Origin of the sequence: Nonomuraea helvata (assembly GCF_039535785.1) — a bacterium.
GTDB lineage: Bacteria > Actinomycetota > Actinomycetes > Streptosporangiales > Streptosporangiaceae > Nonomuraea > Nonomuraea helvata.
On sequence record NZ_BAAAXV010000001.1, the window covers coordinates 2,837,579 to 2,853,361 of the forward strand.

At 70.6% G+C, this 15,783-nt stretch carries 16 protein-coding genes and 1 tRNA gene; 11 read left to right on the top strand and 6 right to left on the bottom strand.

Annotated elements, in window-relative coordinates; all coding sequences use genetic code 11:
- The first annotated feature begins 20 nt into the window (after positions 1–20).
- From gcvT to ABD830_RS13155, 4 genes are all read left to right on the top strand, one after another.
- On the top strand, positions 21–1,106 hold the full coding sequence (gene gcvT / locus ABD830_RS13140; RefSeq protein WP_344986995.1) for a glycine cleavage system aminomethyltransferase GcvT: 1,086 nt from the start codon (positions 21–23) through the stop codon (positions 1,104–1,106).
- Complete coding sequence (gene gcvH / locus ABD830_RS13145; RefSeq protein WP_344986996.1) at positions 1,103–1,492, top strand: glycine cleavage system protein GcvH; 390 nt, start codon at positions 1,103–1,105, stop codon at positions 1,490–1,492. The genes gcvT and gcvH overlap by 4 nt, the downstream gene beginning before the upstream one ends.
- A 58-nt stretch (positions 1,493–1,550) precedes the next feature.
- On the top strand, positions 1,551–2,927 hold the full coding sequence (locus tag ABD830_RS13150) for an L-serine ammonia-lyase (protein ID WP_344986998.1): 1,377 nt from the start codon (positions 1,551–1,553) through the stop codon (positions 2,925–2,927).
- 76 nt (positions 2,928–3,003) lie between these two features.
- Positions 3,004–3,204, top strand: a complete 201-nt coding sequence (locus ABD830_RS13155) for a hypothetical protein (protein ID WP_344987000.1) — start codon at positions 3,004–3,006, stop codon at positions 3,202–3,204.
- A 54-nt stretch (positions 3,205–3,258) separates the two neighbouring features.
- Here ABD830_RS13155 and ABD830_RS13160 read toward each other — a convergent pair.
- A tRNA-Leu gene (locus ABD830_RS13160) sits at positions 3,259–3,331 on the bottom strand.
- A 594-nt stretch (positions 3,332–3,925) separates the two neighbouring features.
- The gene (gene bcp / locus ABD830_RS13165) at positions 3,926–4,399 is read right to left on the bottom strand and encodes a thioredoxin-dependent thiol peroxidase (RefSeq protein WP_344987002.1); all 474 of its coding nucleotides are present in this window, start codon (positions 4,397–4,399) and stop codon (positions 3,926–3,928) included.
- Positions 4,400–4,551: 152 nt separating this feature from the next.
- Here bcp and ABD830_RS13170 point away from each other — a divergent pair, with 152 nt between their 5' ends.
- On the top strand, positions 4,552–4,881 hold the full coding sequence (locus tag ABD830_RS13170) for a DUF3618 domain-containing protein (RefSeq protein WP_344987004.1): 330 nt from the start codon (positions 4,552–4,554) through the stop codon (positions 4,879–4,881).
- 19 nt (positions 4,882–4,900) lie between these two features.
- Here the strand turns inward: ABD830_RS13170 and ABD830_RS13175 are convergent, their stop codons facing one another.
- Positions 4,901–6,094, bottom strand: a complete 1,194-nt coding sequence (locus ABD830_RS13175) for an amino acid deaminase/aldolase (RefSeq protein ID WP_344987006.1) — start codon at positions 6,092–6,094, stop codon at positions 4,901–4,903.
- Between the two features lie 137 nt (positions 6,095–6,231).
- Between ABD830_RS13175 and ABD830_RS13180 the strand changes: the two genes are divergently transcribed.
- The 6 genes from ABD830_RS13180 to ABD830_RS13205 all read left to right on the top strand — a co-directional run bounded on the left by ABD830_RS13180 (position 6,232) and on the right by ABD830_RS13205 (position 12,788).
- Positions 6,232–6,834: a DUF6286 domain-containing protein gene (locus ABD830_RS13180; protein WP_344987008.1), complete on the top strand. Its 603-nt coding sequence runs from the start codon at positions 6,232–6,234 to the stop codon at positions 6,832–6,834.
- Positions 6,835–7,326: a hypothetical protein gene (locus ABD830_RS13185; RefSeq protein ID WP_344987010.1), complete on the top strand. Its 492-nt coding sequence runs from the start codon at positions 6,835–6,837 to the stop codon at positions 7,324–7,326.
- A gap of 316 nt (positions 7,327–7,642) precedes the next feature.
- Entirely contained in the window at positions 7,643–8,818 is a 1,176-nt protein-coding gene (locus ABD830_RS13190; RefSeq protein ID WP_344987012.1) for a sensor histidine kinase, read from the top strand.
- 13 nt (positions 8,819–8,831) lie between these two features.
- Positions 8,832–9,482 (top strand): response regulator, encoded by a 651-nt coding sequence (locus tag ABD830_RS13195; protein WP_344987013.1) that lies wholly within the window; start codon positions 8,832–8,834, stop codon positions 9,480–9,482.
- An 80-nt stretch (positions 9,483–9,562) separates the two neighbouring features.
- Positions 9,563–10,309: an ABC transporter ATP-binding protein gene (locus ABD830_RS13200; RefSeq protein ID WP_344987014.1), complete on the top strand. Its 747-nt coding sequence runs from the start codon at positions 9,563–9,565 to the stop codon at positions 10,307–10,309.
- 1 nt (position 10,310) lies between these two features.
- Positions 10,311–12,788: an ABC transporter permease gene (locus tag ABD830_RS13205; RefSeq protein WP_344987015.1), complete on the top strand. Its 2,478-nt coding sequence runs from the start codon at positions 10,311–10,313 to the stop codon at positions 12,786–12,788.
- Between the two features lie 129 nt (positions 12,789–12,917).
- Here ABD830_RS13205 and ABD830_RS13210 read toward each other — a convergent pair whose 3' ends face one another.
- From ABD830_RS13210 to ABD830_RS13220, 3 genes are all read right to left on the bottom strand, one after another.
- Complete coding sequence (locus ABD830_RS13210; protein WP_344987017.1) at positions 12,918–13,187, bottom strand: hypothetical protein; 270 nt, start codon at positions 13,185–13,187, stop codon at positions 12,918–12,920.
- Positions 13,184–14,089: a toxin glutamine deamidase domain-containing protein gene (locus ABD830_RS13215; protein ID WP_344987018.1), complete on the bottom strand. Its 906-nt coding sequence runs from the start codon at positions 14,087–14,089 to the stop codon at positions 13,184–13,186. Before ABD830_RS13215 ends, ABD830_RS13210 begins: the two co-directional genes overlap by 4 nt.
- Before the next feature lie 72 nt (positions 14,090–14,161).
- Positions 14,162–15,778 (bottom strand): molybdopterin-dependent oxidoreductase, encoded by a 1,617-nt coding sequence (locus ABD830_RS13220; RefSeq protein WP_344987019.1) that lies wholly within the window; start codon positions 15,776–15,778, stop codon positions 14,162–14,164.
- Between the last annotated feature and the right edge of the window lie 5 nt (positions 15,779–15,783).

Below are 15,783 nucleotides of genomic sequence, written 5' to 3' on the forward strand. Positions count from 1 at the left end.
CCTGTCCAGAGGTGCGACAAATGTCCCGACCCACACCGCTACGAGACGTTCACGAGAGCCTCGGCGCCATGCTCACCGACTTCGCGGGGTGGCTCATGCCGCTCCGGTACGGGAGCGAGTCCGCGGAGCACAACGCCGTCCGGCAGGCGGCCGGGCTGTTCGACCTCTCGCACATGGGCGAGATCTTCCTGACCGGGCCGCAGGCGGGCGAGGCCCTCGACTACGCGCTGGTCGGCCACCTGTCGGCGTTGGCGCCCGGGCGGGCCAGGTACACCATGATCGTGAACGAGCGCGGCGGGGTGCTCGACGACCTCATCGTCTACCGGCTGGGCGACGAGGAGTTCATGGTCGTAGCAAACGCCTCTAACTACGAAAAAGTCGGAAATGAGCTGAAAGAGCGGTCGAAGGCGTACGACGTGGTGGTCGAGGATCGCTCGGACCAGTACGCGCTGATCGCCGTACAGGGACCCCGAGCCCAGGAGATCCTCGCCACGCTCACCGACGCCGACCTCGACGGCCTCAAGTACTACGCGGGCCTGCCCGGCGTCGTCGACGGGCGGCAGGCGCTCATCGCCCGCACCGGTTACACCGGCGAGGACGGGTTCGAGCTGTTCGTCGCCAACCAGGACGCGGTGCCGCTCTGGCACGCGCTCATGGCGGCGGGCGAGCCGCACGGCCTCAAGCCCGCCGGCCTGTCCGCCCGCGACACGCTCAGGCTCGAGGCGGGCATGCCGCTGTACGGCAACGAACTCGGCGTCGGACTGACCCCGTTCGACGCGGGGCTGGGCAAGGTGGTGAAATTCGACAAGCCGGGCGACTTCGTCGGCAGGTCGGCGCTCGAGGCGGTCAAGGACGACACGCCGCGGCGCCGTCTCGTCGGCCTGGTCGCGCGGGGACGCCGGGTGCCGCGCCACGGCTACCCGGTCACCAAGGACGGCGCCGTCGTCGGCGAGGTCACCAGCGGTGCGCCCTCCCAGACCCTGGGAAAGCCCATCGCGATGGCCTACGTGGACGCGGGCGTCGAATCAGGCCTGGCCGTGGACATCCGGGGCAGCCAAGAACCTATGGACCTGGTTGAGCTGCCCTTCTACAGGAGGAACAAGTGAGCAACATCCCTGACGACCTGAGCTACACCAAGGAGCACGAGTGGGTGGCGGGCCTCGACGACGGCCTCACCGTGACCGTCGGCGTCACGGCCTTCGCCGCCGAGTCCCTTGGTGACGTCGTCTTCGTGCAGCTCCCCGAGGTCGGCTCCACCGTCGAGGCGGGCGACTCGGTCGGCGAGGTGGAGTCCACCAAGTCGGTGAACGAGATCTACACCCCCGTCGGCGGGGAGATCGTCGAGGTGAACCAGGTCGTCGTGGACGACCCCAGCCTGGTCAACAGCGACCCGTACGGCGATGGCTGGATGTTCCGGGTGCGCGTCGAGGGCGAGGCCGAAGACGTGCTCTCCGCCGAGGAGTACAAGGCACTCACCTCAGGCGAGTCCTGACCTGTTCGCCGGGGCCCGATCCCGGGCCCCGGCACCGTACGAAAGGCAGCGCTCATCAATGGCGATCAGCGTCTTCGACCTCTTCAAGATCGGCATCGGCCCGTCGAGCTCCCACACGGGAGGCCCGATGGCGGCCGCGCACAAGTTCGCCCGCGGGCTGCACGAGGACGACCTGCTCCCGCAGGTCGCCCGCGTCGAGGCCATCCTGTACGGCTCGCTCGGCCTGACCGGCAAGGGCCACGGCAGCGACAAGGCGGTCCTGCTCGGCCTCTCCGGCGAGAAGCCCGAGCTGGTGGACGTCGACTCCATCGACGGCCGGCTGGCCGAGATGCGCGAGTCCGGCACGGTCAAGCTGTACGGGACGCAAGAGATCCCCTTCGTCGTGGGCGAGCACCTCGTCTTCGAACGCAAGATCTCGCTGCCCGAGCACCCGAACGGCATGCGCTTCACCGCGTACACGGCCGATGGCGAGAAGCTGAGAGAGAAGGTCTACTTCTCGGTCGGCGGCGGCTTCGTCGTGGACGAGAAGGCCACCGGCGCCGACCGCATCAAGCCGGACGACACCGTCCTGCCCTACCCCTTCACCACCGGTGAGGAGCTGCTCAAGCACTGCTCCAACACGGGCCTGTCCATCTCGGCCCTCATGCTCGAGAACGAGAAGGCGTTCGGCCGCACCGAGGAGGAGATCCGCGCCGGCCTGCTGCGGCTCTGGCAGGTCATGTCGGAGTGCGTGCACCGCGGCATCTCCAAGGAGGGCGTCCTGCCCGGCGGCCTCAAGGTCAAGCGCCGCGCCAACCAGCTCCACCGCCGCCTGCAGTCCGAGCCGCCCGAGAAGGACCCGCTGCAGGCCATGGACTGGGTGACGCTCTTCGCGCTGGCGGTCAACGAGGAGAACGCCGCCGGGGGCCGCATCGTCACCGCCCCCACCAACGGCGCCGCCGGCATCATCCCGGCCGTCCTGACGTACTACACCCGCTTCGTGCCACGCGCGGACGAGGAGGGCGTGGTGCGCTTCCTGCTGACGGCCGGCGCGATCGGCGTGCTGTTCAAGGAGAACGCCTCGATCTCGGGCGCCGAGGTGGGCTGCCAGGGCGAGGTCGGCTCGGCCTGCTCGATGGCCTCGGCCGCCCTCACGGAGGTCCTCGGAGGCACACCCGAACAGGTGGAGAACGCCGCCGAGATCGGCATCGAGCACAACCTGGGCCTGACCTGCGACCCGATCGGCGGCCTGGTCCAGATCCCGTGCATCGAGCGGAACGCGGTGGCCTCCAACAAGGCCATCACGGCCGCCCGGATCGCCCTGCGCGGTGACGGCCGCCACTTCGTGGCCCTGGACAAGGCCATCAAGACGATGCGGGACACGGGGCGGGACATGCTGGACAAGTACAAGGAGACGTCACGCGGCGGCCTCGCCGTCAACGTGATCGAGTGCTGACGGTCGGCGACTGCGGGTGGCCGTGGACCTTACCGATACCTCTGGGAATGTCAGAGCGAGCAGGTAACGTGAGAGCATGACGTCGCATCACCACGACAAGGTCGTCACCATACCTCGTGACGAATACGAGGCGCTGAAAGCCGAGGTCCGGCGGCTGCGTCGAGAGGTAGGGCGTCAGCAGGCCATGCGCGCCATCATGGACAACGCGGCCGACCCGGGCCAGGTGCGAACGTTCACCCGCGACGAGTTTGCCGCCGAGTGGGGCATCGTTGGCTGACGTTGCGGCAGCCCATACGCACAATGAACAGCGTGGCGCGGGAACTCATATTTGTAGGGCCGGTGGGATTCGAACCCACACTAACAGCCACCTAAAGACTGCGCCTCTGCCATTGGGCTACGACCCCTTTTTCGCCTTCCCCTTGCCCGCATAGTTTTCGGTCTGGGAATGGCAATTCGGACATAGGAAGCGTAGATTCTCCACGCGATTGTCGAGCCAGTCACCGTTGATGTGGTCGACGTGGAGCGTCAGCGGCCTTCCCTGCCACGTGTCACCGATTCTACAGCCTACGCAAGTGTACGGGATCCCGGCCTCGCACATTGCACGGCGAAGCGCGGGTGCCTTCTCTCGGATAGAGCCGGGCGGCCGGAGCGCCAGAACCTGCTGGTACGGGCGGAGAGTAAGGGAACGCCGCCCCTTACCGTGAGCCTGGCCGACGAAGTGGGACGTGTCAATGTCGAAGTGCTTCAGCCGCCGACTGATGTGAGCGTGACTGCCGCCCGTCCACTTGATGCCCAGGTGACGGAGCACATCGGCGACGCTGCGAGACTTGACCGCGGCCTCGGCGAGCAATTCTCGGGAATACTTGATATACGCTGCCACGGGGCAAGTCTAGAAAACGCCGCTGACATTTCCACAGGAAAAAGGAATTTCCATATCAGGACAATTGACGCATTCATTGTGAGACGCGGGCCCTCGAGGGAGGACCCGCGGGCAGTGGTCAGCTCAGGCCGAGCTTCTTCTTCAACGAGGCCACGTGACCCGTGGCCTTGACGTTGTAGAGTGCCTGCTCGACCTTCCCGTCCGCGTCGATGACGAACGTCGAGCGGATGACCCCCACGACCTCCTTGCCGTAGAGCTTCTTCGTGCCGTACGCCCCGTACGCCTGGTGCACGGCCAGGTCGGGGTCGGACAGCAGCGGGAAGGTCAGGGCGTCGCGCTCGGTGAACTTGACCAGCTTCGCCGGCTTGTCCTTCGACACGCCGAGGACGACGAAACCCTCGGCGGTCAGCTGGTCGAGGCTGTCGCGGAAGTCGCAGGCCTGCTTGGTGCAGCCGGGCGTCATCGCGGCGGGGTAGAAATAGAGGATCACCCGCTTGCCGCGGTAGGCGTCAAGGGAAACAGCGGTGCCGTCGGCGGCGGGTAGCGTGAACTCGGGCGCGGCGTCGCCGGGCGCGAGCTTGGTTTCGGTCAATGTGCCCTCCTGAGTTCCTTCCCGCCAACTTACCGGCCTGGCCGCCGTGCCGTACGGCGTGCCGACCTGACAGACTGATCACGACCAGAACGGACGGAGCTCGCACGGCACGCGGAGCGGGCGCGGCCCCGCGTACGGTCGAGAGGAGAGACATGGCTGACACCGATCCCGACGAGCTGGAGCGGCGGATCGCGCGGACGCGCGCGGAGTTGGCGCAGACGGTTGACGCCATTGCCGACCGGGTGAGCCCCAAGCGGGTCGCCGAGCGCACGGTGGCCGACGTCAAGACCCGGGCCACGAACTTCGTGGTGTCCGTGGGCGACGCGCTGGGAGTGACGCCGCGGCCGGCCGCCTACGGCGACGACACTGACCAGGTGTGGGAGGAAGAGCGGCCCGACCTGGCACCGGTGCTGATCGGGGTCGGGGCCGTGCTGGTCGTGGGGGCGGCCATCATGCTCTGGCGCCGCCGCAACCGCCGCTGACCCGCCGGGACCGGGGCGGTCAGAGGAAGGTCCGGCCCTCGCCCCGGTAGGTGGGCACCGACTCCACCAGGGTGTCGCCGTCGATGAGGTGGAGCGTGTCGAAGCGCTCGCACAGCTCACCCGCCTTGGCATGCCTGAACCACACCCTGTCCCCGATCCGCAGGTCCTCGGCCGCCTGGCCGAGCAGCGGGGTCTGCACCTCTCCCGCTCCCTCGTCAGGCGCGTAGCGGAGCCCGGCGGGCAGGTACGGCTGGGGCAGGCGGCTCGGCCCCGGGGCGCCCGAGGCCAGGTAGCCGCCGCCGAGCACGGTCACCGTGTCAGGGCCCGGGCGGCGTACCACTGGAAGGGCGAACAGCGCGGCCGGGTGCCCGGTGAAGCGGCGGTAGAAGTCGAACAGCCTCGGATGGAAGAAGCCGGATCCGGCCGCCACTTCCGTGATGGCCTTCTCCCGCACGGTGCGCTCGACCGATCCGGTGCCGCCGCCGTTGACGAACTCGAGGTCGGCGACCTGGCGGACGGCGTTCACGATGCGGCCGCGCCTGAAGACGAGGTCCCTGGCGGAGCGGGCCTGCATGATGCGGATGGCGCGGCTGTAGGCGGCGTTCGCGGGCGGGGCGTCGCCGACTCCGGCGATCTGCGCCTCGTACGCCAGGAGCCCGGCCAGCCTGAACCCGGGGCGCTTGGCGACGGCGGCGGCCAGGTCGGCGGCCTCCTCGGGCTCGCGAATCGGCGAACGGAGAGCCCCCGCCCGAAACTTCCCACCAAAGGCGACATATCCGGCATCGATGTCGATACATATCCGGATTTCGGCCCGAGAGTGCACTCCCGCCACGGCCGCCTCGATGAAGTCCAGGTGGGCGAGCGAGTCGATGGTCACGGTGATGTGCCTGGCCGCGTCGGAGTCCCCGGCCAGCTCGGCGAGCGCGTGCCGGTCGGCCGTCGGGTACGCCACCAGGAGGTCGGTGAAGCCCTGGGAGGCCAGCCACAGGGCCTCGGGGAGTGTGAAGGCCATGATGCCCTGGAAGCCGTCCATGGCCAGGATGCGTTCGAGCACGGGGCGGCTGCGTACCGACTTGCTCGCCACCCGGATCGGCTTGCCGGCCGCCCGCCGCACCAGGTCCGCCGCGTTGGCCCGCATCGCCTCAAGATCGAGGATCGCGAGCGGTGGTTCGAGGACCGCTGTGGCGCGGTCGTAGCGCTGGCGGTCGTCCATATGAGCAGCCTAACGGCATATCCGGCAAGTGAATATGAGCGCCGTTCGCATTACTGCCCGTCCCCGTAATGTTCGGGCAAACGGACGGCGAGGGCGCGGTTCCGGTCACGCGCCACCCATGTACGTCTGTCGTTGTGATGACCACGCTTCAGCAGACAGCGCCCGGCGCCGCCGCCATCACGACGCGGCAGACCGGGCTGCGCAGGGCGAGAAGGGCGCTCAGGCCGGCGCGTACCCTTCCTGGAGCCTTCGTCGCGCTCGCGCTGGCCGCCGGCTTGGGGGCGACGGCGGCCGAGGTGGTGTCGGGGCTGCTCGGCCACCCGCTCGGCTGGGTGCCCGTGAACGACCTCGTGGACCTCGCAGGCAAGACCACCTGGCCGGAGCTGTCCACCGCCGCCCTGGTCACGGTGGGGGCGGGCCTGCTGATGCTGCTGCTGGCGCTCGTACCGGGCCGCTCCGGGCTGGTGCCGGTGGAGACAGCCGACCCGCTGATCGTCATCGGCATCACCCGCTCGGGCCTGCGCCGCACGCTACGCGCGGCCGCCCAGCAGGTGGCGGGGGTGAAGAAGGCCCGGGTACGGCTGCGCCGCCGCACCATCGAGGTCACCGTCGTGACGGAGTCGGAGAGTTCGGGCGCCATGCTCAGGCAGATCGGCACGGCGGTGGGCGACCGGCTCGCAGGCGTGGGCACGCTGGGCACGGGCGAGGTCGTGGTCCGGCTGCGCAGGAAGGGGCGGTAGATGCGGCAGTACACAGGCAACCGCACAGGCCTGGCCGTCGTGGGCGGGACGCTGCTGAGCCTGGGCGTCTACGCCTGGCTGCGCGGCCACGACCGCTTCTTCGACCTGCCGCCCACCGCGAAGGTTCTGCCCGCCCAGGCCCGCAAGGTGCTCGACGAGCCCTGGACCCTGTGGTCGCTGGCCCTGAGCCTGATGCTGCTGGCCCTGTTCTCGCTCCGCTGGCTGCTGCTCAGCCTCGGCTGGGGCCGCCGCCGCGTGCCGAACGGCACGGGCACCGCCATGCTGTTCGTCGGGCTGAAGAACGTGGAGGGGCTGGGCAGGGCGCACGTGCGGGTCGGCGAGGACGGCCTGCGCATCGGCCTCACCTGTCCGTCGTCGGCGGATGTGGGCGCGGTGGTGGGCAAGCTGGACCAGGAGATCGTCGGCAGGATCCGCCGCGAGATCCGCAACGACGACGCGGGCACCGTGGTCCGCCTGCACGTCCGCCGTTAGCTCCGCCTAGCCGGTGCGCGTCGGCAAGGGCTCGGGGGCCATGCTGAAGGTGGGGTCGGGGGGCGCCGAGGATCTGGGGCAGGGTCGCGCGGTGCTTCCTCTTCACCGCGCGACCCGGCTTCGCGATCATGATCCGCCATCACGATCTCCCTTTACTCGCCCGCTAGAGGGGCGCTCCCAGGAACCAGAATGCCCAAATCACCGTAAGACCGGCGTAAGACCCGGCCCTGCCCCGCGTCATGTAAGACCTGGGTCGTAGTCGCACTTCCACCTCCAGGCGGAACAAAGGTCAGATGGAGGTACATATCGTTAGGGTGTGTTCGGCAGGGTACGGGCGTGGTCGAGGCGCCATGAGAAGCCGGCGGCCACCCTCCGGGTGCTGCCGCTCGCCGCGCTCTGCGCGATCCTGGCGATCCCGTACGCGAGCATGCAGCCGCCGGTGGGCAGCACCAGCACGCACCTCAGCGTGGCCGGATATCTGGCCCTGTCGGCGGCGCTGCTGCTGCCGCTGCTGTGGCGGGACCGCCCGATCGCCTCGTTCGCCGTCGTCTCACTGGTCAGCTTCGGCCAGTGGGTGCTGCAGGTCGCTCCGCTGCCCGCCAACCTCGCGGTGCTCGTCGCGCTCTGGGCCGTGGCCTACCGGTGCTCGTTCCGCTGGGCGCTGGCCGCGTGCCTGGTGGCGGAGCTGGGGGTGTTCCTGGCGCTGGTCAACTGGGACACGCCCACGTTCGGCATGTTCTTCAGCGGCTCGATCTTCGTGGTGACGATCTGGCTGACCGGCCTGTACGCCAACACGCGCAGGCGCTACCTCGAAGGACTGGAGGAGCGCGCCGAGCGGGCCGAACGCGAGCGCGACCAGCAAGCCAGGATGGCCGCGGCGGCCGAGCGCGCCAGGATCGCCAGGGAGCTGCACGACGTCGTGGCCCACAACGTCAGCGTCATGGTGGTGCAGGCCGACGGGGCGGGCTACGCCCTCGACACCGACCCGGAGCAGGCCCGCCTGGCCGTCAAGGCGATCTCCAAGACGGGCCGCGCGGCCCTCGCCGAGATGCGCAGGCTGGTCGGCGTCCTGCGCGAGGACGAGGCCACGACCATCGACTACACCCCGCAGCCCGGGCTCGGACAGCTCGAGGAGCTGGTACGTGGCTCGGCCGTGCCCGCCCGGCTCGAGGTCGCCGGGTTCCCGCGCGACCTGCCCGAGGGCCAGCAGCTCGCGGTCTACCGCATCGTCCAGGAGGCGCTGACGAACGCGCTCAAACACGGCGGCCCCGGCGTACGGGCGGTCGTGGAGATCGACTACAGCGGCCCCGAGCTGGTCGTGCGCGTGACCGACGACGGCAGGGGCGCGGCGGCGCCCAGGAGCCCCGACGGCCACGGCCTGATCGGCATGCGCGAGCGGGTCGGCATGTACGGCGGCGCCATCTCGGCGGCCCCTCGCCAGAGCGGCGGCTTCGAGGTGCTGGCCAGGCTGCCCATGGTCAACGCGGCGTAGAGGAGGCGGCAAGGTGATTCGGGTGATGCTCGTCGACGACCAGGAGCTGCTGCGGGCCGGGTTCAGGATGGTGCTGGCGGCCCAGCCGGACATCGAGGTGGTGGCGGAGGCCGGGGACGGGCTGTCGGCGCTGGAGAAGCTCGAGACCACCGAGGTGGACGTCGTGCTCATGGACGTGCGCATGCCGAACATGGACGGCGTCGAGGCCACCAGGCACATCAACGGGCCGAAGGTGCTGATCCTGACCACGTTCGACCTCGACGAGTACGCGTTCGCGGCGGTCAAGGCGGGTGCGGCCGGGTTCCTGCTGAAGGACGTGCCACCGGCCGACCTGGTCAGCGCGATCAGGGTCGTGCACGCGGGCGACGCCGTGGTGTCGCCGAGCACCTTAAGGCGGATGCTGGACAGGTTCGCCGCGCAGTTGCCGACGGACGAGCCGGTGCCGGGGGCCGACCTGACGCCACGCGAGCGCGAGGTGCTCCTCATGGTGGCGCGCGGCCGGTCCAACGCCGAGATCGCGAGCGGCCTGGAGGTGGCGGAGGCGACGGTGAAGACGCACCTGGGGCGGGTGCTGGCCAAGCTGGGGCTGCGGGACCGGGCCCAGGTGGTGGTGTACGCGTACGAGGCCGGGCTGATCGTGCCGTCGCGTCGACCGAAAGTCTGACCGGGGTCATCCAGAGGCCTACACAAAGTCCATCCACAAGGCCCATAAATCCCGAACTTTCCACTCCTAGCGTGATGCGCATGAATGTGACGCTCACGCAAGCCCCGCCCGCCGTGGTGGCCAGAGATCTCACCAAGGTGTACGGCCAGGGCGACGCCCAGGTGCACGCCCTCCACGCGGTGAACGTGTCCTTCGCCACGGGCGCGTTCACCGCCATCATGGGCCCGTCGGGCTCGGGCAAGTCCACGCTGATGCACTGCCTGGCCGGGCTCGACACCGCCACGTCGGGCACCGTGCACATCGGCGACGTGGAGCTCACCGGGCTGAGCGACCGGCAGCTCACGCTGCTGCGGCGCGAGCGGATCGGGTTCGTCTTCCAGGCGTTCAACCTGCTGCCCACGCTCACCGCCGAGCAGAACATCCGCCTGCCCCTCGACATCGCCGCCCGTCAGGCGGACCAGCCGCTGTTCGAGCGGGTCATCGAGACCGTGGGCCTGAAGGACCGGCTCTCGCACAGGCCGGCCGAGCTGTCGGGCGGCCAGCAGCAGCGGGTGGCCGTGGCCAGGGCGCTGATCAGCAAGCCTCAGGTGATCTTCGCGGACGAGCCGACGGGCAACCTCGACTCCCGCAGCGGCGCCGAGGTCCTGTCCTTCCTGCGCGCCTCCGTACGCGAGCTGGGCCAGACCATCGTCATGGTCACGCACGACCCGGTGGCCGCCTCGTACGCCGACCGCGTGGTCTTCCTGCGCGACGGCGAGCTGGTCACCGAGATCACCGCGCCGACGCCGCAGTCGGTGCTGGACACGCTCGTGAAGCTGGAGGGGTGAGGTGCTGAAGACGGCACTGGCCGGGCTGCGCGCGCACAAGCTCCGGCTGCTGCTCACCTCACTGGCGATCACGCTCGGCGTGGGGTTCATCGCGGGCACGTTCGTCCTGAACGACACCATGCAGGCCGGGTTCGCGCAGCGCGTCACGGCCGACGCGGCCAAGGTGGACGTGGCCGTGCTGCCCAAGGGCCCGGACGCCGTGCTGCCCGAGCGGGTCCTGGAGCGGATACGCGCACTGGACGGCGTGACCGAGGCGCAGGGCCTGATCCGCGCCGCCGCGCCCGTGCTCGGCAGGGACGGCAAGACCGCCGGGAACGCCCCGACCACCGCCCTGTCCGTCGTCCGCGGCCCGCTCGACCGCACCGACATCGTCTCGGGCACCGGTCCAGGGACCGACGACCAGGCCGCCGTGCTCGACAAGAACACCGCCAAGGCCCAGGGCTTCCACCTCGGCGACACGATCACCGTGCTCGACGACAGGCAGCGCCCGCACCGGTTCAAGCTCGTCGGCCTGCTCGACCCGGGCGTGGACCAGGAGCTCTCCTACACCGGGGCGGTCGGCTTCACCGCTGCCACCGCGCAGCGGATGACCGGCGCGAAGGGCTACCGCGAGATCGACGTCGCCGGCACGGCTCCCGGCCTGAAGCAGGCCGTCGCGGCGGCGGTCGGCGGCGCGTACGCGGTCAGGACCGGCGACGAACTGGCCGGCGACCTGGCCAGAGCGGCGGGGGTGGAGATCCGCTCACTCACGACGGGGCTGCTGCTGTTCGGCGTCGTGGCGATGATGGTGGCCGCGCTGGTCATCTACAACACCTTCAACATCCTCGTCGCCCAGCGCACCAGGGAGATGGCGCTGCTGCGGTGCATCGGCGCCACGCGCGGGCAGGTGTTCGGCTCGATCCTGCTGGAGTCCGTGGTGGTCGGCGCGCTCGCCTCCGCGCTCGGCCTGGTCATCGGGTACGGCCTGGCCTCGCTCACGCTGACCGTCCTGCGCGCGCTCGACGCCCCGATGCCCACGAACGCGGCCGTCACGCTCACGCCCGCCACGATCGCGCTCGGCCTGGCCGTCGGCGTGGTCGTCACGGTGGGCGCGGCCCTGCTCCCCGCCAGGTCGGCCACCGGGGTCGCGCCGATCGCGGCGCTGCGCTCCCAGCTCGAGGAGCAGACGTTCCGGTCCGGCCGGCTGCGCGGGCTCTTCGCCGCGCTCTTCCTGGTGGCGGGCCTCGCCACGACGTCGGTGGGCGTGTTCGTGCTCCCACCGGGCCAGCAGGTCGCGCTCTTCGTCGTGATGGCCGGGGGCGCGCTGACGTTCCTGGGGGTGTTGATCCTCGGGCCGGTGCTGGTCAGGCCGCTGAGCGCGCTGGCCGGCTGGCTCCCGGGCAGGCTGTTCGGGGTGCCGGGGCGGCTGGCGGTGGACAACTCGGGCCGCAACCCGAGGCGGGCCGCGACCACCACGATCGCGCTGACCATCGGCGTGACGCTCATGACGCTGATCTCCGTGGTCACCGCCTCCACCAGGCTGACGATGACGGCCAAGCTCGACGACCAGTTCCCGATCGACTACCTGCTGGCGACTCAGGAAGGCGACGCGGCCGTCCCCAGGTCCGTGGCGTCGCAGCTGCGCGGCCGGCCCGAACTGGCGTCCGTGGCGCAGATCCGCGACGCCAAAAGCACGGTCGGGGGCAAGCGGCTCAAGGTCGGCACCTTTACCGGCCCGATCAGCCCGTATGTCATCGCCGGCTCCATGAACGGCTTCGGCGCCGGACAGGCGGCGGTGGACGACGACCTCGGCATGCGGCTCGGCGAGTCGATATCGGTCAAGACGCCCAAGGCCGGCACCGTCTCGCTGAAGGTGGTCGCCCTGCTCGACGGTAGCCAGTCGTCACTGCCGCCGGTCACGGTCGCGGAGGCCGCGTTCGACACCTACTTCGGGGCCGTGCCGGACTCCCGCGTCCTGATCAACATCCGGGACGGGGTGCCGCCCGAGCAGGCGCGCAAGGTGGTGGACGCCGCCGTCGCGGCCTATCCGACCGTGCGGGTGACAAGTTCGACGGAGGTACGCGGCCAGTTCGACGAGACGCTGGACATGCTGCTCATGATCGTCACTGGGCTGTTGGGGCTGGCGATCCTGATCTCGCTGCTGGGCATCGCGAACACGCTCTCCCTGTCGGTCCACGAGCGGACCAGGGAGTCGGCGCTGCTGCGGGCCCTGGGCCTGACCAGGGCGCAGCTGCGGCGGATGCTGTCGATCGAGGCGCTGGTGCTCGGGCTGATCGGAGCCCTGGTCGGCGTCGTGCTCGGAGGCGTCTTCGGATGGGCCGCCATCAGGGCGATGCTGGACGGCGCCGTCTTCACCGTGCCTGCCGGGCAGATCGGGCTCTTCGTGGTGCTGTCGGGAGTGGCCGGGATGCTGGCCGCGGTGCTTCCGGCTCGCCGCGCGGCCCGTGCTTCGATCGTCGGCTCCCTCGCCACCGGCTGATCCGGACAAATTGCTACGCAGTCCAATAAAAGCGAAGAAGTCGCATAAAAGCGAAAAACGCGGAAAGGGGGAGCGCGCGGTCGGTCGGGCGTCTCATGGGGGCGGCGCCCGGCCCTCCCCTTGAGGACGTCAGCGGGGCGTGAGGCCGGGCCAGAGGTCGGCGACCGTCTCCGGGTCGAGGAGCGGCCGGGCCACCACCTCGCCCGTGGCCCGGTCGATCACGATGCACCCGCCCCCGATCGTCTCCGGCAGCCTCGCCGGATCGTCGAGATCGAGATCGCGCACCCAGGCGACATAACCGTCATGGAACCCGTACACCCCGACCGGCACCGCCTCGTCGTGCGCCCGCACCCCGTTGAAGTACTCCTCGGCTATCGCCCGGGCCTGGTTCAGGTTCATCGCGGCCGCCCCTGCCGGTCGAGCAGCACGCAGAACACCCCGGTCACCGTCGTGTACGGCGGCTCGACGGACATGTGCCCCCTCTGAGCGTCGATCCAGATCACCTCGCCATCGGCGTTGACCGCGTTCCAGGCATGGGAGCCGCCGCCGGGCCAGCGCACCGCGATGACGGCGCCCGCCCCGTGGCCGGCGTCGAGCAGCCGCCGCGCGATCATCGGGTAGCCGTGCCGGCCCTGCCCCGCGTACTGGAAGCGGTGCCCCACCCACCGCTCGATCCGGTGGAGACTGCCCTGCTCGCCGGTCAGCAGGGGCCGGCCGACCCGGTCGTACTCGGGAAATCTCGGGGCGGCCGTGGCGGGCTCGCCGTGCCAGGTGGACAGCACCGCCAGCGCGCAGTCAGCGGCGTTGGAGGCCCTGAACGGGTCATCGGCGGGGCCGCCGCCGTTGATCAGCCGCACCCAGGTGCCGCGCGGGTCGGGAAATCGGTCGCCGGGCCGCAGCGCCTCGGCGAGGTCCCGCTCCACCTGCGGGTCCGGCTGCGCGAGCCCGCCGGGCACCCCGTACGGCCTGGAGTCGGCGAGCCTGGGCGGCCGACGCGGCCCGTCGAACCAGTCACCCTCGCCGGCGTCAAGCCGGTCGGCCAGTGGTTCGCCGTCGTACAGAAAAGCGTCGGACTGCGAATCGGCCGGCGGGGAGGCGACGGGCGCCAAGGTGGCCGGGCCCTCCGGCGAGTAGCCGTCCCGCGCCGTGACGCCACCGGCCTCGGCGGCGCGCTCGTAGTCGAGCCACCGCACCCCCTCCGCCACCAGGGGGTTGTACTGCCCGTCTCGGACACTCGGCTTGCGCTCGCGGAACACGGCCTGCCTCCTGTCATGCTCGACGACCGATCGTAGAGGCGTCACCGTGACAAGGAGGGGAAGTCGGCAAGATTCTCCGCAGGAACCACCGGCCGTACCTGCGGAAACAGGGACAAGTCAGGCCTGGGCCACCTGCACCGTGATGGTGTGCCAGCCGGTCGCGCCGTCGGGCGCGGGCGGGGCCTCCTGCTCGGTCTGGGTACGCCCGGCCGCGTCGGTCGCCCGTACCTGGATCGTGTGCCGCCCGGGTGCGGCGTCCCAGTCGATCGACCACTGCCGCCAGGTGTCGGGGCCGGGCACCTCGGCCGGCCGCGCCTGCCGCCACTCCCCGCCGTCGACCCGCACCTCCACGGCGTCCACCCCGGTGTGCTGCGCCCAGGCCACTCCGGCGATCGTGGTGCGCCCCGGCTTCAGGGAGGCGCCCGACTTGGGGACGTCGATCCGCGACTGGGTCTTGATGGGACCCTTGGCCGCCCAACCCCGTGGCGTCCAGTACGCCTCGTCCTGGTCGAACCTGGTCACCTTGAGATCCACGACCCATTTGGTGGCCGACACGTACCCGTACAGGCCGGGCACCACCTGCCGCACGGGGAAGCCGTGCTCCACGGGCAGGGCCTCGCCGTTCATCGCGATGGCGAACAGCGCGTCGCGGCCGTCCATGACCACGTCGACCGGGGTGCCGCAGGTGAAGCCGTCGGCCGAGGTGGACAGGAGCATGTCGGCGCCGGACTGGAGCCCGGCCTTGCGCAGCACCTCAGCCATGCGGGCGCCGAGCCAGCGGGCGTTCCCGACGTACTCGCCGCCGACCTCGTTGGAGACGCAGGTGAGCGTGACGTCCGCCTCGGTGAGCGGCATGGCGAGCAGGTCCGCGTACGTGAGCTCCACCGGCCGGTCGACCATGCCGTGAATGCGCAGCTTCCAGTCGCGGGGATCCACCTGGGGGACGATGAGCGCGGTGTCCACCCGGTAGAAGTCGTGATTTTTCGTGATGAACGAGGACAGGCCGTTGATGCGGAGGTCGGCGCCCGCCGGGACGGGCTTGGCGGGCGTCACCGGCTTGGGCAGTGCCACGCCCACCCGCGCGGCATCCACGACCTGCCGCCCGCCGAGCTGCCTCCCCAGCACGGCGGCCGCCCCGGCGACCACCACTCCGCCGGCGGCGCCGGTCAGCAGCCGCCGCCGGTCGAAGGCCCGCAGGTCATCCCCCGCCCGCATCACGGCGGGCCGCTCCACCGCCGCACCGGCGGCTGACGAAGATGCCTCGGCATCGCCGCCGGCATCGGCACCGGCGTCCGGTGTCGCGCGCCGTACCAGCCAGGAAAGCGCCCACGCGCCCGCCGCCACCCCCACGAGGGTCGGCAGCAGGTCCAGGACCCCGGCGCCAGGCCGGGTGAGCACCGCGACGGCGCCGATCACCCCGAACGCGGCCAGCCCGGCGAAGCCGTAGGCGAGCCGGCGCAGGGCCAGCACCCCGATGAGCGCCGCGACCGCGGCGAGCACCACCAGGACGCCGCCGATCAGGACCGTCTTGTCGTTCTCGCCGAACGCGCTGATCGCGAACTCCTTCACAGGAGCAGGCGAAAGATCGACCGTCACATCCCCCACGGCCACGACGGGAAACGTCTCCGGCCCGACGAACGCGGCCACGAGCTGGGCCACTCCAAGGGCCACACCACCGGACACCAGCCCCGCGAGGGCCCCGGCCCAGGCGGGCGCCACCGAATTACGCTGCACAATCC